Consider the following 20,860-nt stretch of genomic DNA (forward strand, 5'->3'; position numbering starts at 1 on the left):
GGTCGGCGACCGCCGACCCGCCGGACGCCTCGGCGTTGGCGGACCAGTCCGGGTTCACGTACACATCGGCACCCTCATACGGGTTCTCCACCCGCTGCACCGGCGCCGGCTCCTCCTCGGCGGACGCCATGCTGAGGGTGCCCGCCGTGATCGCCACAGCGCCGATGAGCGCGCCCGTGAACATCACGGGCCGCCTCCTACGGCGGTGTTGTGGGGGGTTGGTGCGGCTCATTGCAGTCCTTCCTCCAGAAGGGGGTTCTCCGGTGGATCGTTCTCCGGTGACGTGGGCGTCCCCGGTGACTCGTGCGCGGTCCCTGTCCGTACGCCGCCTGATCCGGCGCGCCACGACGGCCGGGCAGCCGGGGTGGGGGGACACTCCGTGGGGGGACACTCCTTCGATCCCGCTCCCACCACGGACCGCCGCTTCCCGCAGGTGGCCAGGGGGGCCGGCCGCCCCCCGCGGGCGTCGACGCGCGCCGGGGCGCCGGAGGGCGCACCGGATATGGGCGCATGGGTACGCGCCGCCGCGGCGGGTGGTATCGGGCGGCCGGCGGACCTGAGGGGGATGCGGGGTCCGTGGTGGGGGCTGTGGGGGCTGTGGGGGCTGGTGTCGGGATGTGGGGAGTGCATGCGGAGCGCTCCGGTCGTCATGGCACGCCGTATGCGGCGCCTGACAGATGGGACCGCTCCCACTGGTTGAAGGGGACCGTAGGGCACAACCACCCTTCCCGCCAAGGGGTCGTTCGAGAAATTACCGCTGACCTGCCGCTGAGCCGCCCGTTGCGTCAAGGGTCTTGACGCATGAGTGGGTTCCTCCGATGCTTGGGAGCGCTCCCACTGGTTTCCGTGTGCACGTCACATGGCGAGCACTGCCTCTCACCCCCCACCCGAGCCGCAGGAGGCCCGATGCGGACCCAAAGTGGATCCCCCGAAGAGCACGCAGACCACCGAAGGAAGTCGCGCGTACCCCGCCGGGCGGTGCTCGCCGGCACCGCGGCCCTTTCCCTCCCGCTCTCCATCCGCCTCGCCACCGGCGCGTCGGGCGCGTCGGGCGGGACGGGCTCGTCGTCCGGGGGCCCGAGCATCCTGCAGACCGAGCAGGAATTCCTCACCCTCTACGAAAAGATCAAGTCCGGGCCGTACTTCTCCCCCGAGGGCATCCCCTACCACTCCGTCGAAACGCTCCTGGTGGAGGCGCCCGACCACGGCCACGAGACGACCTCCGAGGCGTACTCGTACTTCGTCTGGCTGGAGGCGCTGTACGGGCGGATCACCGGTGAGTGGGGACCGTTCAACGACGCCTGGGGGATCATGGAGCAGTACATGATCCCCGCGACCGACCAGCAGCCCACCAACAGCTTCTACGACCCGTCGTCGCCCGCCACCTACGCCGCCGAGCACGACGAGCCCTCCGGGTACCCGTCGGAGCTCATGCCGGACGTCCCGGTCGGCGAGGACCCGCTCGCCGCCGAGCTGTCGGAGGCCTACGGCACCGACGACATCTACGGCATGCACTGGCTGCAGGACGTGGACAACGTCTACGGCTTCGGCGACGGGCCGACCTTCATCAACACCTACCAGCGCGGTCCGCAGGAATCCGTCTTCGAGACCGTGCCGCACCCGTCGATCGATGACTTCAGCTACGGTGGCGAGAACGGCTTCCTGGACCTGTTCACCGGGGACGCCCAGTACTCGCAGCAGTGGCGTTACACCAACGCCCCCGACGCCGACGCCCGCGCCATCCAGGCCGCCTACTGGGCCGGCGTGTGGGCCGAGGAGCAGGGCAACGCCTCCGCCGTCGCCGACACCGTCGCCAAGGCGTCGATGATGGGCGACTACCTGCGCTACGCGATGTACGACAAGTACTTCAAGACCATCGGCGACTGCGTCGGCCCCGACGCCTGCGCCCCCGGCAGTGGCAAGGACAGCTGCCACTACCTGCTGTCCTGGTACTACTCCTGGGGCGGCGCGCTCGACACCTCCGCCGGGTGGTCCTGGCGCATCGGCTCCAGCCACTGCCACTTCGGCTACCAGAACCCGATGGTCGCCTGGGCCCTCTCCGAGGGCGGCATGACCCCCCAGGGTGCCACGGCCGGCGAGGACTGGACCAAGAGCCTCCAGCGGCAGCTGGAGTTCTACCGCTGGCTGCAGTCCTCCACCGGCGCGATCGCGGGCGGCGCCACCAACAGCGTCGGCGGCGCCTACGGCGAGATCGGCGACCTGCCCACCTTCTACGGCATGGCCTACGACTGGCAGCCGGTCTACCACGACCCGCCGTCGAACAACTGGTTCGGCTTCCAGGCGTGGTCGATGCAGCGGGTCGCGGAGCTCTTCTACGCCAGCGGCAACGAACTGGCCGGCGAGATCCTCGACAAGTGGGTCCCCTGGGTGCTGAGCGAGATCACGGTGGGCGCCGACCACCAGATCCCCTCCACCCTGGAGTGGTCCGGCGAGCCCGACACCTGGGACCCGGACAACCCCGGCGCCAACGAGGGCCTGACGGTGTCGGTCGCCAACTACACCAAGGACGTGGGCATCACCGGCTCCCTGGCCAACACCCTGTGCTGGTACGCCGCCGCCACCGGCAACGCGGAGGCGCAGGAGGCCGCCGCCGGTCTGATCGAGGGCATCCTCGCCAACGCCGACGACCTCGGCGTGTCCGTGCCGGAGGAGAAGGACGCCTACGACCGGCTCCAGGACGAGGTCTACATCCCGGAGGGCTTCAGCGGCACCATGCCCAACGGGGACGTGATCGAGCCGGGCGCCACCTTCGACTCGATCCGCTCCTTCTTCCACGAGGACCCGGACTGGGCGAAGGTCGAGGACTACATCGCCGGCGGCGAGATCCCGACCTTCAACTACCACCGCTTCTGGGCCCAGGCCGACGCCGCGATCGCCATCGCGACCTACACCGCCCTCTTCGGCGGTGGCGGCGGTGGCGGCGGCACGACCGGCGGCACCACGGGCGGCGCGTAGGCGTCGTCAGGTGTGAAGGCGTAAAGCCCGAGCATCACCCAGCACAGCCCCGAGGGCCCCGGTCGCCGAGCGACAGCCGGGGCCCTCGGCCGTGTGCGGCGATTCCACGGTCACTCGCCCTGGAATTGCTCACGCAATCGGCCGATACCGATCTCCCCACCGGAACGTTCTCTTCCGCCCGCAAGGCGGCGGGTCATGACGCTGGCAATTGCCGTGATCGATGCGCGACGTTCGGAATTATGTCCGATAGCGGCCGCCTGTTCGGGGAGATCGAGCCGGTTGGCGGCCCAACGCCCATACCCTAATGGCTCAGTTCAGGTCAGGCCCGCGTGTGGTCCTCTCGTGCGCGTTCTCCGTCTCTCTGTCGATGAAACGCCCTTGGCTCTCCTGGACGCTTCCGTTGCGAAAATTTGCGCCATTTCGATGAGTTGCTTGGGCTACCTTCGCGGCTGTATAAGTTTCACACAGACTTGACAAGCCGTCTGGCTATATTCGTCACGGGGAACAATCGGATGTTATCGACGCTTGTCAACACTGATTCACTTGCGCACCGCCGAGGAAGTCATGAGCGAAGTGACCGTCGACGAGAATCGCGTCGCACAACTGCGCGAAAAGGTCGTCGACGACCTCATCGCGCACGGCGACATCGTCTCGAAGCAGGTCGAGTCCGTGATGCGTCGAGTCCCCCGGCATCTGTTCGTGCCGGAAGCCACGCCGGAAGCCGCCTATGACGCCTTTGCCGCCGTGGTCACCAAGGTGAACGCGCGCGGCCACGCCGTCAGCTCCGTCTCCGCACCATGTGCACCAGGTCGGAGGCACATAACGCCGAGATGTGCGGCTCGGCGAGCGCGATCTGGTAAGCGGCGAGTGCCTTGTGCCGCGCGGCCCAGACCTCGGTGAGCGGTCGCGGGATGAGTGAGACGGGATCGGCGGCCGCGGATCGCGGTCGGAGACGCAGGGCGTCGCGAGTGCGGCGTTCGGAGGCGGCCAACCGGTGGCCGCGCAAGGCCCGATGGGGCCGGGCGGTCACTGTGCGGGCGATGTCAGCTGCCGACACGGCGGCGACCACCAGCCGGTCGTCCCTGGAGCGGGTACGGGTCAGGCACAGCGCGGCGAACGCGCTGTCGGCGGCGAACACGGCCTCTGCGGCGTTGATCGCCTCCGGCCCGCCATCGGCCAGCGTGGAGCACCAGGCGGTGAGCAGGGGCAGGACGTGTGCGGTGAGGCGGCGGATCGCCGGCTCGCGGGCCGCATGACGCTGGAACCGTACGAGCCGGAGACCGAAGGCTGCCGCCGCGTGGCTGTCCGCCCGCGCGCAAGGGCTCGCCCGCCACCAGCAGGCCCGCATCGACAGCGGCAGACCGGGCGCACGCTGGGCGGTGTACGACGCGATCAGCGGGCTGGCCGGGATCGGGCGTCCTCCTTGCCGCCCGCGCCGCCGGTCACCAGGAGGCCGCCGAGCCCGGCCTGACCGTCGCGCTCACCACCCTGACCGCGCTGATCCGCACCCGGCACGGCGCCCGCCCCGGCTGGTGGCTCCCCGCCGAGGACCACCCCCCGACCGTCGGCGTCCACCCGTCCGGCGCCGCCGCCACCGGCCTCGCGCACGGCATCGCCGGGCCCCTCGCTCTCCTCTCGGCCGCTCACTGCGCGGGCCGCACCGTGCCGGGACAGACGGAAGCGATCCGCCGCCGCGTCCTGGCTGGTCGCCTGGCAGGAGCCCTCGGGCTCCTGGCCGCCGCTCGTCAGCGGCGATGACCTCGATGATCCGCCCACCCGCGGGACACGCCGCCGACGGCCGGGCAGGCGTGACGCCTGGTGCTACGGCACCCCCGGCATCACGGCACAGCGCCGGGTCGCCCAGGGCCTCTCCCGCGAGGGTGAGAGCGCGGCCGTGGGACAGCGAGGGCCCCACGCTGTGTCACGGAGCGGCCGGAGTCCTCCAGGCCGCCAACCGTGCCGGATGCGCTCCCGTGGCCGACCTCGCCGCCACCCGCATCCTCACCCTTCACGACCCTTCCCGCCGCTACGGCTTCGCGCATGTGGAGCGGAGCGTAAGCACCGACGCCCCGGGATTCCTCACGGGTGCCGCAGGCGTGGCCCTCGCCCTGGCCGACGACGGTGGGCTCCTGCCTCGTGCGACGCCAGCCACGTGGGACGCGCTTCTCCTGCTTTCCTGACGCGAGGTTGGGGCGCCTCATTCCTCGGGCCGGTGGGGGCAGGGCAGACGGTAGGAATCGTTCTCGTACGAGCCCGTCCTGCAGGAGGCGATCGCCTCCAAGCACCAGCCATCGTCGCTCTCGGTCAGAAACAGCTCGTAGTAGTCGCGCTTCCAGGTCGTGTCGATGGTCGCCTGCGCGATGTTCGTGCCGTCGTCCTTCTCCGAGCCGCTGACGCCGACCACGGACGACTCTCCGTCCACCTCCGGCATGGGCGAGACGGGCCCGAAGAAGGGGTCCTCGACCGCGCAGACCACCGCCTCGTAGGCCTCCTCGTCCCCGTCGCTCATCGCGTCGGCGACAGCCTCAGCCGCCCGCCGCGCGCCGTCGTCGCCCCGGAACACCAGCACGAGTGCAGCCGCCGTACAGCCGACCGCCACCAGCACACTGGCGATCCACCACTGCCGGGGCCGCCGTGCCCGAGCCACTGCGGCTTCGTCGTCCACCGTCATGCGACAACCGCACCACGCGGACGCCGGGAGGGGTCCCGGCACTGCCGGCGAGGGGCGGCACGCTCGCCATGGTGAAAGGGCGTTCGGAGCCGGGCGGTTGGGGGTGCACCGGCCCACGCCCTTCAGCGGCCCCTGGTTGAGCGCCGCACCCGCCACCGGACGCCATGACGCGCCGTCATCTCCTACCCGGACATTCGCGGCCGCCGCCTTCGGCGCTCACGCGCCCAGACACTCAGGCTCAGCAGAAGATCAGCCAGCAGTCGTCGTCCTCGTCCTCATCCTCGGTGGGGGTGGGCGAGGGCTCCTCCTCCGACTCCGTGGGCGACGGGGTCGGGTCGGTGGGGTCGGGGGAGGTGGAGCCGGGGTCGGCGGGGCTGGAGGAGCTGGGGGTCGGCTCGGTGATGACGCCGCCTCCCTCGGTCTCCTCCGGGGTGTTGCCCTCCGTCTGGTCGTCGCCCTCGCCCTCGCGGTCGTTCTCGTCCGGGCTGTCGCTGTCCGACTGCTCGGGGGAGGAGGGAGAGAGCGAGGAGGGCGGCGAGGCCGGGTCGTCGCCCGTCGCCTCCTCGTCGGGGGACGCCTCCTCCGTGTCCTCCGGGCTCGAGGACTCGGCGCCGTCCGCCTCCACGTCCCGCTCGGCGCCCGCGGGCTCCTCCTGCGGCGCCACGACGTCGCCGACCTCGTTGATGGTGACGGCGAGCAGCGCCACGCCGAGCAGCCCGCCGAGGACGTAACGCCGCTTCGTGCGGCGCGGGGCGGCCCGGTGGCCCCTGCCGCGGCCGCCGCCACGGCGGCCGGGTCCGGTTCCGGCACCGGCGCCGTCTCCCGGGCCGGAGCCCGCGTCGTGGGCGGCGGCGCGGCTGGCGACCACCGGCACCGGCGCGGTGATGCCCGCGTCGGCGCGGGAGGGCGTTGCGTCGTCACCGGGGCGGGGTGCCGAAGCGCCGGGTGCGGCGGATGACGCCGAGGCCGCCGACACCGACGGCAGGGCCCGGGTGCTGATCTCGTCCGGGGAGAGGGGAGGCGCCGGCCGTGAGTCGCGGAACCATTGCCCCGGGGGGAACCGGGAGTCTCCGGCTCCGGTCGCCCCCGCGTCCGTCGTCCCGGCACCGCCCGCCTCGCGGCCCGCGCGCGGGCTCCGGCGGGGTAGGGGGTCGCCCGCGGCCCCCGCGGCCCCGGCGCCGCCGTCGTCGCTCGCGGCGCGCCGCCGGGGCGCCCCGGGATCTCCGCCCCGGGGCGCGGGGTGGTCGCGCCGTGCGCCCGGCGTCGGCGGGCCCGCGATGGCGCCGCTGCCGCCGTCACCGGCCTGGGAGGGGGCGGACTGGTCCCGGCCGGAGGAGGGCCAGTTGGCCATCTCCCCGCAGCCCGGGCATATCAACGCACCATTGAGGTGGCGGCGGCAGGTTATGCAGTAGTCCACGACGACACGCTCTCTGTGCTCTGTGCAATCCATGCGAAGGGGCGTGCGATATGGCGAACACCATAGCGTCGTGTGAACGTCAGGCAGACCGAAGCCCCGGAGCGCTGCCGCCCCGTGGCCCCGGTCTGTCCCCATCGTCCTCATCGGACCGCTTGGCCAGCAGCCTGGCGACAGCGCCCGATTTGCATGGAGGGATCCCTCCTTTCGGCGACACGGGGCGGTGAGGGAGGTGTGTGGACTGCGTGTTGTCGGCGATCGCCGGAGAGCAGTCAGTGGGAGCGCTCCCAACAATGTGCCCAAGTCGCGTACACGTCAAGCCTCTTCGCGGAAGATCGTGTGATTTTGGTAGTGGAATCAGAGAAATTGGGGAGTGATGGCATCACACCCTCACATTTTCTGAACACAACCCTGGCGGAGGTGGGGAGTTGGCGCTACGTTCCCCTCAGTCAGTGGGAGCGCGTCCCAAGAGCCCGCCCTCCGCGCCGGATGCGGCGGCCTCGACGATCTCCCGAAAGGACTCCCACCTTCATGAGCCGCACACGCGGACACAGACCCGGACGCGCCGCACGCGGTCGCTTAGCGCTCCTGGCCGTCGGAGCCATGGCCGCCACGACGCTGGGCACCGGCGGGATGCTGCAGGGCACGGCCAGCGCGGCCGCCGTCGCCTGCTCGGTGGACCACAGCACCAACGACTGGGGCACCGGCTTCACCGCGAACGTCACCGTCAGCAACGAGGGCTCCACGGCCATCAACGGCTGGACCCTCACCTACTCCTACACCGGCGACCAACGCCTGTCCGGCTCGGGCTGGAACGGCGTGTGGTCCCAGTCCGGCCAGAACGTCACCGTCACGGACGGCGGTTGGAACGCCACCATCCCCGCGGGCGGTTCCGCCTCCTCCGGCGCCAACTTCAGCTACTCCGGCAGCAACGCCGCTCCCGCCACCTTCTCCGTCAACGGCACGGTCTGCGTCGGCGAGGACCCCGGCGGCCCCGGCGACCCGCCCGGCGACCGCGTGGGCAACCCGTACGCCGGCGCCGACGTGTACGTGAACCCCGACTGGTCCGCCAAGGCCGCCTCCGAGCCCGGCGGCGACGCCATCGCCGACGAGCCGACCGCCGTGTGGCTGGACTCGATCCGTGCGATCACCGGCGGCTCCGCCGGCAACAGCACGGGCCTGGCCGACCACCTCGACAACGCCGTGGAGCAGGCGGGCGGCGAGCCGTTCGTCTTCCAGATGGTCACCTACAACCTGCCCGGCCGCGACTGCGCGGCGCTCGCCTCCAACGGCCAGTTCGGGCCTGACGACATCGACCGGTACAAGAACGAGTTCATCGACCCGATCGCGGACATCCTCCGTGACTACGCCACCGCGCACCCGAACCTGCGGATCGTCAACATCATCGAGATCGACTCGCTGCCCAACCTGATCACCAACGTCAGCCCGCGCCCGACCGCCACCGCCATCTGCGACGAGATGAAGGCCAACGGCAACTACGTCGAGGGCGTGGCGTACGCGCTGGAGCAGTTCGGCGCGATCGACGCGGTCTACAACTACGTCGACGCCGGCCACTACGGCTGGATCGGCTGGGACGACAACTTCACCGCCTCGGCCCAGCTGTTCCACCAGACCGCGACCTCCCACGGCGCGTCCGTGGACGACGTGCACGGCTTCATCGTCAACACCGCCAACTACGGCCCGATCACCGAGCCGCACTACTCCATCAACGACACGGTCGGCGGCACCTCCGTGCGCCAGTCCTCGTGGGTGGACTGGAACCGGTACGTCGACAACCAGTCCTTCGCGCTCGCCTTCCGCCAGGAGCTGATCGAGCGGGGCTTCGATGACGGCATCGGGATGCTGATCGACACCTCGCGCAACGGCTGGGGCGGCCCCGACCGGCCCACCGGGCCCGGGCCGATGACCGATGTCGACGCCTACGTCGAGGGCAGCCGCGTCGACGGCCGCATCCACGTGGGCAACTGGTGCAACCAGTCGGGCGCGGGCCTCGGCGAGCGGCCGACCGCCGCTCCCGTCGCCGGGATCGACGCCTACGCCTGGATCAAGCCGCCGGGGGAGTCGGACGGCTCCAGCGAGTACATCCCGAACGAGGAGGGCAAGGGCTTCGACCGGATGTGCGACCCGACCTACGAGGGGAACCCGCTCAACAACCACAACATGTCCGGCGCACTGGCCGACGCGCCGCTGTCGGGCCACTGGTTCCCGGCCCAGTTCCAGGAGCTGCTGGCGAACGCCTACCCGCCCCTGTGAGCGGCTGACCCCGTCACCCCGACCCCGTCCCGTCCGGAGCTGTGGGGGCTCCGGGCGGGACGGCGTTGTCAGAGGGCGCCGGTACGCTCAACTGCCATGTGCGGACGGTATGCGGCGAGCAGGCGGCCCGAGGATCTGGTGGGGCTCTTCGACATCCAGCGCTGGAATCCCGAGCAGGCCCTGGCCGCCGATTGGAACGTGGCGCCCACCAAGGACGTCTACGCGGTGCTGGAGCGCCCGCTGAAGGAGGCGGACGCGGGCCCCGAGCCGGTGCGGCAGCTGCGGGTGCTGCGCTGGGGCCTGGTGCCCTCCTGGGCGAAGTCCCCGGAGATGGGCGCCAAGATGATCAACGCCCGGGCCGAGACGGTGCACGAGAAGCCGGCCTATCGCCGGCCCTTCGCGGCCCGCCGCTGCCTGCTCCCCGCCGACGGGTACTTCGAGTGGGTGACCGGCCGGGCGGAGCGCGCCGAGGAGGAGAAGGGCAAGCGCAAGCGCCCCCGCAAGCAGCCGTACTTCGTGACGCCGGCCGATGGCTCGGTGATGGCCATGGCCGGGCTGTACGAGTTCTGGCGGGACAAGACCCTGCCGGACGACCACCCCCGCGCCTGGTGGGCGACGTGCACGGTGGTCACCACGGAGGCCGAGGCCACGCCGCTGCCCGGCGCCGGCCGGCGCGGCGGGGCCGTCGAGGGCGGCGGGGACGGCGAGGGCATCGACGGCGGCGGGGAGAACGGACCCGGCTCGCTGGCGGAGATCCACCCGAGGATGCCGCTGATGCTGCCCCCGGACCGGTGGGACGCCTGGCTCGACCCCGCCCGCACCGACCCGGAGGACATACGCGCCCTGCTCGCTCCGCCCCTGCCCGGCACGGTCCGCGCCTACCCCGTCACCACCGAGGTGAGCAACGTGCGGAACAACGGCCCCGAGCTGGTGCGCGAGCTCCCCGCCCCGGAGGTCGTGACGCTCTTCTGAGGGGCGACGGGGCGGGAATGCGACGGCGGGGGCCGGCGTTGTGCTGGTCGGACCTACGACCAAGGGAGACCCCGACGATGGCATCCACCGCCTGCCTGGTGTCCCGCACCGCGGCCAAGCCGGCTCAGCGCGCCGCCGAGGTGGACTGGGCGACGCTGCGGCTGTCCGCCGAGCGCTCGTCCCGAACGGCGGGCGCCGCGGATCGTCGTCTATCCTCCGAAGCGAGCGAGCCCGCTCCTGGGCTCATCACGTTCACGGAGGAGGTGGGTCCGGTCACCGAGAGGGACGAAGCCAGGCCGCAGAGCGACGACACCCGGACCGAGAACGACAACGAGACCGAGGCCGAGCGCAACGCCCGCTTCGAGCGGGACGCGCTGGGCTACCTGGATCAGATGTACTCGGCCGCGCTGCGCATGACGCGCAACCCCGCGGACGCCGAGGACCTAGTGCAGGAGACCTACGCCAAGGCGTACGGCTCGTTCCACCAGTTCCGCCAGGGCACCAACCTCAAGGCGTGGATGTACCGGATCCTCACCAACACCTTCATCAACTCCTACCGCAAGAAGCAGCGGGAACCGCAGCGCAGCGCCGCCGACGAGATCGAGGACTGGCAGCTGGCGCGGGCGGAGTCCCACATGTCCACCGGCCTGCGCTCCGCCGAGTCCCAGGCGCTGGACCACCTGCCCGACTCCGACGTGAAGCAGGCCCTGCAGGCGATCCCCGAGGAGTTCCGCATCGCCGTGTATCTGGCCGATGTAGAGGGCTTTGCCTACAAGGAGATCGCGGACATCATGGGTACACCCATCGGCACGGTGATGTCCCGGCTGCACCGCGGCCGTCGCCAGCTGCGCGACATGCTCGCCGACTACGCGCGGGAGCGCGGCCTCGTCCCGGCCGGGGCCGCACAGGAGGGTTCAGGATCATGAGTGGCGACGAGGCACACATCACGGACTGCGCCGAGGTCCTGGACCATCTCTACGAGTACCTGGACCGCGAGATGCCCGACGGCGACTGCGAGAAGTTCCAGGAGCACATCGAGGAATGCTCTCCGTGTCTGGAGAAGTACGGGCTGGAGCAGTCGGTCAAGAAGCTCGTGAAGCGCTGCTGCGGCCAGGACGAGGTCCCCTCGGACCTGCGGGCCAAGGTGATGGACCGCATCGACCTGATCCGCGCTGGTCAGAGCGGCGAGGCGGGGAGCGGCCCGCGCGAGCAGCCCGCCCAGTAGGCCCCCGCCCCGGCGTTGTCCCGGCGCGTCGTCCCGGCGTTGTCCGGGGGTCGCCCCGGTCCGCCTCCGCTGTCTCAGCGGTCCCTCGTTTCACCCAGCCACCGGCCCGTCTCGCGCGCGGCGGTCGGCTGGCCCATCCTGATGAGCAAGGACCTGTCCGCCCATGGTTGGATGCCGTTCGGGTGGGACAGGAGAACCGTGAAGTGCACGCTACGAGGCGGGAATCAGGCGGGACATCGTGAGGATCTTCGGCAGAGTCCGGCAGCGGCCGTCCACGGACTGGCGGCTGGCCACCAACCGGGCTTTCAGCCTCATCGACGACGGCCGCTACGAGGACGCGGGCGAGCTGCTGACCCGCGCCGCTGACCTGGAGCCGTGGCTGTCGGAGTCGTGGTTCAACCTGGCGTTGCTCCACAAGTTCCGCCACGACTGGGAGCAGGCGCGCGCCGCCGGGCTGCGCGCCGTCGCCCTGCTGGAGAAGGACGCGGGAGCCCCGGACTGGTGGAACGTGGGCATCGCCGCCACCGCGCTGCAGGACTGGCCCCTGGCGCGCCGCGCCTGGCAGGCGTACGGCCTGCGGGTGCCCGGCTCGGGCGGGGGCTGGGGGCACCGCTCGGGACCCGGGGGGTCCGGGGGCGCCTCGCTGTCCGCCTCCGACGAGCCGCTCGGCATGGACCTCGGCGGCGCGGCCGTACGCCTGTCCCCCGACGGCGAGGCCGAGGTCGTCTGGGGCCGGCGGCTCGATCCCGCCCGCATCGAGGTGCTGAACATCCCGCTGCCCTCCTCCGGCCGGCGCTGGGGCGAGGTGGTGCTGCACGACGGCGCGCCGCGCGGCGAGCGCACCATGACGGCGCCCGGCGGGGGCGGCGTCGCCGGCGTGGGCGCCGGCCGGACCTCCGTCTACCCCGTCTTCGACGAGATCGAGCTGTGGGCGCCCTCCTCGGTGCCGACGTGGGTGGTGCTGATCGAGGCGGCCACCCAGGCCGACCGGGACGCGCTGGAGCAGCTCGCGGCCGACGCCGGGTACGCCGCGGAGGACTGGTCCTCCTCGGTGCGGCTGCTGTGCCGGGCCTGCTCGGAGAGCCGGATGCCCAGCGAGGAGGGCGACGGCCTGGCGTTGCACGATCCGCACGACCACAGCGTCCCCGGCCACCCGGGTCCGCTGGGCCACACCACCGCGGGCGGCCTGTGGTCGCCGGAGCGCGAGTGCGGCATCGCCGCCCCCGGCTCCCTGGTGCGAGGCCTGCTCGACAGCTGGGTCGCGGACAGCCCGGACTCGCGCGACTGGCGCGATCTCGAAGAGGTCTGCTGACGGTTGCGGCCCGTGCGGGGCCGCCCGGGCATGCCGAGACCGCTCGGCGCCCTCGCGACCCGCCGTAAGCTGTACGGGTTACGGAAGACGGTCATCGAAAGGCATTCAGCGGACCATGGCGCAGCAAGAGACCGATGAGCGCGTCAGCGATGAGTTCATCGACGACACCCAGGACTGTGCGGAGCGGGAGCGGGCCCACCGCGAGCGCGGCACGGTCCGGCCCATCACGGTCGTCGGCCACCCCATGCTGCACCGCGAGTGCCAGAACGTCACGGCGTTCGACGACTCCCTGGCCGCGCTGGTCGACGACATGTTCGCCAGCCAGCACGCCGCCGAGGGCGTGGGCCTGGCCGCCAACCAGATCGGCGTCGACCTGAAGGTCTTCGTCTACGACTGCCTCGACGACGAGGGCGTACGCCACGTCGGCGTGGTCTGCAACCCGGTGCTGGAGGAACTGCCCGCCGCCGCCCGCGTGCTGGACGACAACAACGAGGGCTGCCTGTCCGTGCCCACCGCCTGGGCCGAACTCCCGCGGCCCGACTACGCCGTGGTGCGCGGCCAGGACGCGGCCGGCCGCCCCATCGCGGTGCGCGGCACCGGGTACTTCGCCCGCTGCCTGCAGCACGAGACCGACCACCTCTACGGCCGGCTCTACCTGGACCGCCTCTCCAAGCGGGAGCGGAAGAAGGCCCTGAAGATGATGGCCGAGGGCACCCCGCGCTACGAGACGGTGCCCAACGAGTAGCCGCCGCTGACGGGCGGGTGAACGCCACCGGGTCGTTCCGTCGGCGGCGCCCGCCCCGGTTGACGCGCGTTGACGTCTGCGCCACGCTTCTGACTGACTCGACCAGGCTCGACTCCCCTTCTCTCCACGGAGGAAGCATGATCAGACGCGTGGTGCGTCTCCTGCTCGCCGTTGTCATGGTCGCTTCAGCGGCCGTGGCCGTCACGGTCACCACGGCGTCCACCGCCCAGGCCGACGGCTGCTACACCTGGGGCCGCACCCTCTCGCAGGGCGCCACGGGCGAGGACGTGCGGCAGCTGCAGATCCGCGTCTCCGGCTACCCGGAGTACGGCGAGGAACTCGCGATCGACGGCGAGTACGGCCCGCTCACCGCCGCCGCCGTGACGCGGTTCCAGGAGGCGTACGGGCTCCCCGCCGACGGCGTCGCCGGGCCCCGGACCTTCGACCAGATCTACGCCCTGCAGGACGACGACTGCACACCCATCCACTTCACCTACTCGGAGTTGAACGACTGCAACTCCGACTGGTCCGGCGGCGCGGTCAGCGCCTCCACGGCGCAGGCCAACGCCCTGGTGAACATGTGGAAGCTGGAGGCGATGCGGCACGCCCTGGGCGACGCGCCGATCAACGTCAGCAGCGGCTTCCGCTCCTACGACTGCAACAGCGCTGCCGGCGGCTCCTCCACCAGCCGCCACCTGTACGGCGACGCCGTCGACCTCACCGGCTCGCACTCGCTGTGCACGCTGGTCCAGCGCGCCCGCTACCACGGCTTCAGCGAGATCCTCGGCCCGGGCTACTCGGGGCACGACGACCACGCGCACCTCGCGCACGACCCCTCGCCGTACTGGTCCGCCCCGAGCTGCGGCATCTAGCGGGCACGGCACCGCCTAGCCGGGCGAGGGGAGCGTGAGCACCTCGATCACGCGGGACGCGCGCGGGGTGCGCAGCACCACCTCCACCTCGCCCGTCCGGTCGGTCCTGAACGTCTCGGCGGTGTACGCGAAGCAGACGCCGTCCTCACCGGCGGCCCGCACCTCCACGGCGGGGCGAAGGGGGTGGGCGAGCGGCACGTCGATGTGCTTGCCGCCGCCCACCCACACCAGGAACCGCCGCGAACTCACCGCTATCGCACCCCTGATCGGGTTCCTGCGGTAGCGGACCCATTCGTTGCTGCCCGCCTCGCGGTAGCGCCGGTAGGTGATGGATCCTCGCAGGCGCTCCTCCAGCATCAGCAGGCCCTCGGCGACGAGTTGGGCGTGAAGCTCGTCGGGGAGGTGGTCCCGGGCGTTTCCGCGTGCGCGGTCACGGCGGAACGGACTCATGCCACGGAGTCTAGAACTCGTCGTCGAAGGAGACGCTCCCCTCGACCGCGACCTGGTAGGCCGAGGCGCGGCGCTCGAAGAAGTTCGTCAGCTCCTGGACGTTCTGCAACTCCATGAAGGAGAAGGGGTTCGCCGAGCCGTAGACCGGCGGCATGCCGAGACGGGCCAGGCGCTGGTCGGCGACGCACTCCAGGTACGCCCGCATCGACTCGGTGTTCATGCCGGGCAGGCCGTCGCCGCACAGGTCGCGGGCGAACTGCAGCTCCGCCTCGACCGCCTCCCGGAGCATCTCGGTGACCTGACGGCTCATCTCCTCGTCGAAGAGGTCCGGCTCCTCCTCCCGCACCGTGTCCACCACGTGGAAGGCGAAGTCCATGTGGCAGCTCTCGTCGCGGAACACCCAGTTGGTGCCGGTGGCCAGGCCGTGCAGCAGGCCGCGCGAGCGGAACCAGTAGACGTAGGCGAAGGCGCCGTAGAAGAACAGGCCCTCGATGCAGGCGGCGAAGCAGATCAGGTTGAGCAGGAAGCGCCGCCGGTCCGCCCTCGTCTCCAGGCGCCCGATGTCCTCCACCGAGTCCATCCACCGGAAGCAGAACTGGGCCTTCTCGCGGATGGAGGGGATCTTCTCGACCGCGGCGAACGCCTCGGCCCGCTCGTCCGGGTCCGGCAGGTAGGTGTCCAGCAGCGTCAGATAGAACTGGACGTGCACCGCCTCCTCGAAGAGCTGCCGGGAGAGATACAGCCGGGCCTCGGGGGAGTTGATGTGCCTGTAGAGCGTCAGCACCAGGTTGTTGGCGACGATCGAGTCGCCGGTGGCGAAGAACGCGACCAGCCGCCCGATCAGGTGCTGCTCGCCCGGCGAGAGCTTCGCCAGGTCCGCCACGTCCGAGTGGAGGTCGACCTCCTCCACGGTCCAGGTGTTCTTGATGGCGTCCCGGTACCGCTCGTAGAAGCCCGGGTAGCGCATGGGACGCAGCGTCAGCTCGAAGCCCGGGTCCAGCAGGTGCTTCGCCGCGGGCGTCGTGGGGGTCGTCGGTGTCGTGGTGGTCATTACTGGCACGCCTCGCAGGTCTCGGGGTTCTCCAGGGAGCAGGCCTCGGCCGCCTGGTCGGGGACGGAGGCGGTGGCCGGGGCGGCGGCGCGCGCCGACTGGGCGATCCGCGTCGCGGGGCGGGAGCGCAGGTAGTACGTGGTCTTCAGGCCGCGCTTCCAGGCGTAGGCGTACATCGAGCTGAGCTTCCCGATGGTGGGCGCCGCCAGGAACAGGTTCAGCGACTGGCTCTGGTCGAGGAACGGGGTGCGGGCCGCCGCCATGTCGATCAGCGCCCGCTGCGGCAGCTCCCACGCCGTGCGGTACAGCTCGCGCACCTCGCGCGGCAGGCCGGGCAGGGCGGCGACCGAGCCGTTCGCCTCGCGCAGCGCCTCGCGGGTCGCCTCGTGCCACACGCCCAGCCGCTTCAGCTCCGCCACCAGGTAGGTGTTGACCTGGAGGAACTCGCCGCTGAGCGTCTCGCGCTTGAAGAGGTTGGACACCTGCGGCTCGATGCACTCGTACACCCCGGCGATGGAGGCGATGGTGGCGGTCGGGGCGATGGCCAGCAGCAGCGCGTTGCGCATCCCGGAGCGGGCGACCCGCTCGCGCAGCGCCTGCCACCGCTCCGGCCACGGGGAGGCCGCGAGGGCGCCGGCGTAGTGGTCGGGGTGGAGCACGCCCTGGGCGGTGCGGGTGGCCAGCCACCCCGGGTGCGGCCCGTGCCGCTCGGCCAGGTCCGCCGAGGTCTCGTACGCCGCGAGCATGATCCGCTCGGCGATCCGCGTGGACAGCTCCCGCGCCTCGTCCGAGTCGAACGGCAGCCGCAGCCGGAAGAACACGTCCTGCAGGCCCATCACGCCCAGGCCCACCGGCCGCCAGCGGGAGTTGGAGGCGGCGGCCTGCGGGGTGGGGTAGTAGTTGATGTCCACGACGCGGTCGAGGAAGGTGACGGCGGTGCGGACGGTGGCGTCCAGCCGCTCCCAGTCCATCGCGCCGTCCGCGCCCAGGTGCCCGCCGAGGTTGACCGAACCCAGGTTGCACACGGCCGTCTCGCCGTCGTCGCTGACCTCGAGGATCTCGGTGCACAGGTTCGAGGAGTGCACGACCGTGCCGGGCCGCGCCGTCTGGTTGGCGGTGCGGTTGGCGGTGTCCTTGAAGGTCATCCAGCCGTTGCCGGTCTGCGCGAGGGTGCGCATCATCCGGGCGTAGAGCTGGCGCGCGGGCACGGTCCTCACCGCCCGCCCCTCGGCCTCCGCCCGCCGGTAGGCCGCGTCGAACTCCTCGCCCCACAGGTCCACGAGCTCCGGCACGTCCACGGGGGAGAACAGCGACCAGTCGGCGTCGGTCTCGACCCGGCGCATGAACTCGTCCGGAATCCAGTGCGCGAGGTTGAGGTTGTGGGTGCGCCGGGCGTCCTCGCCGGTGTTGTCCCGCAGTTCGAGAAACTCCTCGATGTCCGCGTGCCACGTCTCCAGGTAGACGCAGGCCGCGCCCTTGCGCCGGCCGCCCTGGTTGACCGCCGCGACCGAGGCGTCCAGCGTCCGCAGGAACGGCACGATCCCGTTCGACTGCCCGTTGGTGCCGCGGATCAGCGAGCCCCGGGCGCGGATGCGCGAGTACGCGATGCCGATGCCGCCGGCGTGCTTCGACAGCCGCGCGACCTGGTGGTACCGCTCGTAGATCGAGTCCAGCTCGTCCCTGGGGGAGTCCAGCAGGTAGCAGGACGACATCTGCGGGTGGCGGGTGCCGGAGTTGAACAGCGTGGGGGAGGAGGGCAGGTACGCCAGCGTGCTGGTGAGCCGGTACAGCTCGGCCACCTCCGCCAGCGCCCGCTCGGAGTCGTCCTCCGCCAGGCCGCACGCCACCCGCAGCAGGAAGTGCTGCGGCGTCTCGATCGCACGGCGGGTGGTGGGGTGCCGCAGCAGGTACCGCGAGTGGACGGTCCGCAGGCCGAAGTACCCGAAGCGGTCGTCGGCGCCGTCGGCGACGGCCCGCTCGACGAGCGCGTCCAGTGCGGCGGCATGCCGCCGCACGAACGCCTCGGCGCGGTCCGAGATCAGGCCCTCCCGATGGCCCACGGCGATGGAGGCGGTGAAGGAGTCCGCGCCCTGGCCCGCGGCCTCCTCGCGGATGGCGAGGGTGAGCAGCCGGGCGGCGAGCTTGGAGTACTCCGGGTCCTCACCGATGAGCCCGGCCGCCGCCTCGATGGCCAGCTCGCGCAACTCGGCCTCGTCGGATCCCGCGTGACGCCCCCGCAGCGCCGCCGCCTCGATCGCGCCCGGGTCGGTGGCGCGCAGGCCGGCCGCCGCCCCGCGGAGCGCGCGCCGCAGCGCGGCCACGGCCGGGCCGGCCCCGTCCTCGGTCGGTGCCGTCGGTGCCGTCGGTGCCGTCGGCGCGGTCGGCGCGGGCGGTGCGACGACGGGTGCGGTGGTCATGGCGTAGCTCTCCCTCAGATCGGGGGCAGGGGGCATGACGGTCGCGCGCGGACATACGTATCCCTCGGGCAAAGGGCACACCGCGCCGCGTCCGCCGGCCCAGCCCACGAGGCCCGGACGTGTGCGAAACGCCGTCGGCAGGCACTCGGACTCGCGCGAGCCGACACATCTCGGCTCATCACACACCGTTGCGGGACAGTTCCGGACTCGCACCGGATTCCCCTGCATGACAGCGAGGACGAGCATACATCTTGTGTCGTGAAAGTCGAGAGCCCCTATATGTTGTGGTCGCCTCGCTTGGGGTCGGGCAACTCAAGTGCGAACACGTGAAGCGGCTCCAGGTCCGGCACCGGCTTCCAGTCGCGCTCCGGGGTTCGAACGAAGCCGAGGCGGGTGTAGATCCGGTGCGCCGTGTGCATTTGCGACTGACTGGAAATGACGACGCGCTTCTTCCCGGCGCGGCGTGCCCGCCGCACGCACTCGCGCGCCAGGGCCTCACCGGCACCCCGGCCGCGCGCGGCGGGCGAGACCGCCAGCATCCGGAACTCCGCCTCCCCCGGCCGGGAGACCTCCGCGAAAACCCCGCCGTCCCCGACGTACGTCACGCTGCCGAGGAGCTCGCCGTCGGGCGAGGCGGCCACCAGCACCTCGGCGTGCTCGGCCCGCCGCCGCGCGTCGCGCAGCACCGCCAGATACGGGTCCTCCTCGCCGAAGGTGAGCATCCCGTCCGACAGATACGCCGACGCGGTCAGCTCCCCGACCGCCGCCAGCTCCGCCTCCCGCGCCCGCCTGATCACGATGTCCATGCCGCCAGTGTGACGGGAGGGTCTGACAATGGCGTCCGATAATCCGGCGCGGGTCAGGTGGCGCGCAGCACCCAGTAGCCGCCGTCCTCGGCGAGCACTTCGTAACGGACGCCCGGCCGCAGCGAGTCGGCGTACGCGAGGAGGCTCTCCGCGCTGCGCAGCGGGTCGTAGTAGGCGATGTAGCCGGGCGCCGGCCCGTAGGTGTTGCCGATCCAGAAGACGCGGCAGCGCCCGGTGAGGTGCGAGATGGGCCGGATGTTGGCCGCCACCTCGGCATCGTCGGGGATGCGGTCCAGCACCCCGGCGGCCTCCTCCGTCCCGGCCCGGTAGCTGTCGGTGCGCGTGAGCGCCGCCACCGGCAGCGTCGTGCTCAGCGCCAGCGCCGCCGCGAGCGCGCACGCCGGCAGGTGGTGGGCGTAGCGGCGCAGCCAGGCCCGGTGCGAGGCGCGCGTGAGGGCGACGGCGTCGGCGAGCGCCAGCGCCGTCACCGGCATCAGTACGGCGCTGTAGTGCCAGTCGGTGCCCCAGTAGTGGGGCTCGGCGGAGACGAAACGCCAGGCGAGGGTGGGCAGCAGGGCGATCAGCAGCGGGGAGCGCAGCGCCAGCAGCCCGGTGGTCGGCACCACCACCCACAGCAGCGTGCGGACCTTCTCCTCGGCGCCGGAGAAGACGGCGTCCGCCGGGCCGCCGCCCTCCCCCAGCTTGGTCCAGTAGTCGTACTCGCCGCCGCTGTTGAACGCCGGTATCACCAGGCCGAGGGTGATGGCGCAGGTCACGGCGCACGCGCAGGCGACGCCCAGCGCCACCGGCACGACGCGCGCCTGGCCGCACCGCCGGGCGCGGACGGCGACGATCACGGCGATCGCCGCCGCCGTCAGCCCCAGGTCCTCCTTGACCAGCAGCAGGGGCAGCGCCCAGCACAGCGCGGCCCGCCAGCGCTGCCGCACCACCGCCTCCAGGGCGAAGGCGATCAGCGGCACGGCGAAGCAGATCTCGTGGAAGTCGAAGTCGACGGCCCGCTGCACGCCCCAGGACAGGCCGTACGCCACGCCGATCGCGGCGCCCGCGCCCCGCCCGAGCAGCGCGGTGGCGCCCCGGGTGACGGGGACGACGGCGAGGGCGAAGAGCGCGGCCTGCGCGATCAGCAGCGTCAGAGGGCTGGGGAAGACCCGGTAGAAGGGGGCGAGCAGCGCGGTGACGGGGCTGAAGTGGTCGCCGAGGATGGCGAAGCCGGGCCCCTTGAGGTCGGCGACGGGCGCTTCGAGGTGGGCGTAGGAGCGGACGACCTGCTCGAAGATGCCGAGGTCCCAGGAGCGGGCGCCGTCCCGGAAGTAGCGGGTGATCGACAGGACCGCGTAGAGCACGAAGAACGCGGCGGCCAGCAGGTACGGCTCGCGGCGCGCCCGGCGTTGCCCGGTGGCGGCCGCGTCGCGTGCCCGGGTGGGCGCGGGGGCTATGTCGCCGGGGACGTCGGTGGCATGGGTGGAGGTCATGGAAGCGCCCGGGTCGGGGGTGGGGCGGTCACCAGTTAAGACCATGCCGTCACCGCCTCCGGTTCCCGGGGTGCAGCGAGCGGGGGGCTCCGCCCCGGTTCTCCCGCCCACCCGGTGCCGGGGTGCGGGCGGCCGGGAGCCCGGGGACGGACCCCCGGCCGGGGCGGGGCGGCGCCCCGAGG

General features: G+C 71.9%; 17 protein-coding genes, 3 pseudogenes and 1 riboswitch. Of the genes and pseudogenes, 10 read left to right on the forward strand and 10 right to left on the reverse strand.

Going from position 1 to position 20,860, the window contains the following annotated elements:
- Positions 1 to 187 (reverse strand): annotated as a pseudogene (locus ACTWQH_RS17940) (glycoside hydrolase family 6 protein); the annotation flags it as partial.
- A gap of 824 nt (positions 188 to 1,011) precedes the next feature.
- Here ACTWQH_RS17940 and ACTWQH_RS17945 point away from each other — a divergent pair.
- Together ACTWQH_RS17945 and ACTWQH_RS17950 are read left to right on the forward strand one after the other, a co-directional pair.
- Positions 1,012 to 2,976 (forward strand): annotated as a pseudogene (locus ACTWQH_RS17945) (glycoside hydrolase family 48 protein); the annotation flags it as partial.
- Positions 2,977 to 3,540: 564 nt separating this feature from the next.
- Positions 3,541 to 3,666, forward strand: a pseudogene (locus ACTWQH_RS17950) (hypothetical protein); the annotation flags it as partial.
- A gap of 88 nt (positions 3,667 to 3,754) precedes the next feature.
- Here ACTWQH_RS17950 and ACTWQH_RS17955 read toward each other — a convergent pair.
- Positions 3,755 to 4,324, reverse strand: a complete 570-nt coding sequence (locus ACTWQH_RS17955) for a lantibiotic dehydratase C-terminal domain-containing protein (protein ID WP_443287605.1) — start codon at positions 4,322 to 4,324, stop codon at positions 3,755 to 3,757.
- 44 nt (positions 4,325 to 4,368) lie between these two features.
- The gene (locus tag ACTWQH_RS17960) at positions 4,369 to 4,623 is read right to left on the reverse strand and encodes a hypothetical protein (protein WP_443287606.1); all 255 of its coding nucleotides are present in this window, start codon (positions 4,621 to 4,623) and stop codon (positions 4,369 to 4,371) included.
- 116 nt (positions 4,624 to 4,739) lie between these two features.
- Here ACTWQH_RS17960 and ACTWQH_RS17965 point away from each other — a divergent pair, with 116 nt between their 5' ends.
- Positions 4,740 to 5,156, forward strand: coding sequence for a lanthionine synthetase LanC family protein (locus tag ACTWQH_RS17965; RefSeq protein ID WP_443287674.1), 417 nt, complete (start codon positions 4,740 to 4,742; stop codon positions 5,154 to 5,156).
- Positions 5,157 to 5,173: 17 nt separating this feature from the next.
- On the opposite strand, the gene ACTWQH_RS17970 is transcribed toward ACTWQH_RS17965, so the two are convergent.
- Together ACTWQH_RS17970 and ACTWQH_RS17975 are read right to left on the reverse strand one after the other, a co-directional pair.
- Positions 5,174 to 5,647 (reverse strand): hypothetical protein, encoded by a 474-nt coding sequence (locus ACTWQH_RS17970; RefSeq protein WP_443287607.1) that lies wholly within the window; start codon positions 5,645 to 5,647, stop codon positions 5,174 to 5,176.
- Positions 5,648 to 5,885: 238 nt separating this feature from the next.
- Positions 5,886 to 7,064 carry a hypothetical protein gene (locus ACTWQH_RS17975; protein ID WP_443287608.1) on the reverse strand — a complete coding sequence of 393 codons (1,179 nt, stop codon included), beginning with the start codon at positions 7,062 to 7,064 and terminating at the stop codon, positions 5,886 to 5,888.
- A gap of 528 nt (positions 7,065 to 7,592) precedes the next feature.
- Here ACTWQH_RS17975 and ACTWQH_RS17980 point away from each other — a divergent pair.
- The 7 genes from ACTWQH_RS17980 (at position 7,593) to ACTWQH_RS18010 (ending at position 14,461) form a co-directional block, all read left to right on the forward strand.
- Positions 7,593 to 9,335: a glycoside hydrolase family 6 protein gene (locus ACTWQH_RS17980; RefSeq protein ID WP_443287610.1), complete on the forward strand. Its 1,743-nt coding sequence runs from the start codon at positions 7,593 to 7,595 to the stop codon at positions 9,333 to 9,335.
- A 96-nt stretch (positions 9,336 to 9,431) separates the two neighbouring features.
- Positions 9,432 to 10,307 (forward strand): SOS response-associated peptidase, encoded by an 876-nt coding sequence (locus tag ACTWQH_RS17985; protein ID WP_443287612.1) that lies wholly within the window; start codon positions 9,432 to 9,434, stop codon positions 10,305 to 10,307.
- A 263-nt stretch (positions 10,308 to 10,570) separates the two neighbouring features.
- Positions 10,571 to 11,233, forward strand: coding sequence for a sigma-70 family RNA polymerase sigma factor (locus ACTWQH_RS17990; RefSeq protein ID WP_443287675.1), 663 nt, complete (start codon positions 10,571 to 10,573; stop codon positions 11,231 to 11,233).
- Complete coding sequence (gene rsrA / locus ACTWQH_RS17995) at positions 11,230 to 11,532, forward strand: mycothiol system anti-sigma-R factor (protein ID WP_443287613.1); 303 nt, start codon at positions 11,230 to 11,232, stop codon at positions 11,530 to 11,532. The genes ACTWQH_RS17990 and rsrA overlap by 4 nt, the downstream gene beginning before the upstream one ends.
- Positions 11,533 to 11,770: 238 nt before the next feature.
- Positions 11,771 to 12,844: a tetratricopeptide repeat protein gene (locus ACTWQH_RS18000; protein ID WP_443287615.1), complete on the forward strand. Its 1,074-nt coding sequence runs from the start codon at positions 11,771 to 11,773 to the stop codon at positions 12,842 to 12,844.
- 115 nt (positions 12,845 to 12,959) lie between these two features.
- Complete coding sequence (gene def / locus ACTWQH_RS18005) at positions 12,960 to 13,589, forward strand: peptide deformylase (protein ID WP_443287616.1); 630 nt, start codon at positions 12,960 to 12,962, stop codon at positions 13,587 to 13,589.
- 137 nt (positions 13,590 to 13,726) lie between these two features.
- A complete protein-coding gene (locus tag ACTWQH_RS18010; RefSeq protein ID WP_443287617.1) occupies positions 13,727 to 14,461 on the forward strand; it encodes a D-Ala-D-Ala carboxypeptidase family metallohydrolase in 735 nt (244 codons plus the stop codon).
- A gap of 15 nt (positions 14,462 to 14,476) precedes the next feature.
- On the opposite strand, the gene ACTWQH_RS18015 is transcribed toward ACTWQH_RS18010, so the two are convergent.
- From ACTWQH_RS18015 to ACTWQH_RS18035, 5 genes are all read right to left on the reverse strand, one after another.
- Positions 14,477 to 14,911: a hypothetical protein gene (locus ACTWQH_RS18015; RefSeq protein WP_443287618.1), complete on the reverse strand. Its 435-nt coding sequence runs from the start codon at positions 14,909 to 14,911 to the stop codon at positions 14,477 to 14,479.
- A gap of 10 nt (positions 14,912 to 14,921) precedes the next feature.
- Positions 14,922 to 15,962 (reverse strand): ribonucleotide-diphosphate reductase subunit beta, encoded by a 1,041-nt coding sequence (locus ACTWQH_RS18020; protein ID WP_443287619.1) that lies wholly within the window; start codon positions 15,960 to 15,962, stop codon positions 14,922 to 14,924.
- On the reverse strand, positions 15,962 to 18,379 hold the full coding sequence (locus ACTWQH_RS18025; protein WP_443287620.1) for a ribonucleoside-diphosphate reductase subunit alpha: 2,418 nt from the start codon (positions 18,377 to 18,379) through the stop codon (positions 15,962 to 15,964). The genes ACTWQH_RS18020 and ACTWQH_RS18025 overlap by 1 nt, the downstream gene beginning before the upstream one ends.
- Before the next feature lie 131 nt (positions 18,380 to 18,510).
- Positions 18,511 to 18,618: riboswitch (adenosylcobalamin-variant (AdoCbl-variant) riboswitch) on the reverse strand.
- 36 nt (positions 18,619 to 18,654) lie between these two features.
- Positions 18,655 to 19,185, reverse strand: a complete 531-nt coding sequence (locus tag ACTWQH_RS18030; protein WP_443287621.1) for a GNAT family N-acetyltransferase — start codon at positions 19,183 to 19,185, stop codon at positions 18,655 to 18,657.
- Positions 19,186 to 19,238: 53 nt separating this feature from the next.
- Positions 19,239 to 20,678: a DUF2079 domain-containing protein gene (locus tag ACTWQH_RS18035; protein WP_443287622.1), complete on the reverse strand. Its 1,440-nt coding sequence runs from the start codon at positions 20,676 to 20,678 to the stop codon at positions 19,239 to 19,241.
- Positions 20,679 to 20,860 lie beyond the last annotated feature (182 nt).

The organism is Streptomyces sp. 6N223, assembly GCF_052246635.1.
Taxonomy (GTDB): Bacteria; Actinomycetota; Actinomycetes; order Streptomycetales; family Streptomycetaceae; genus Streptomyces.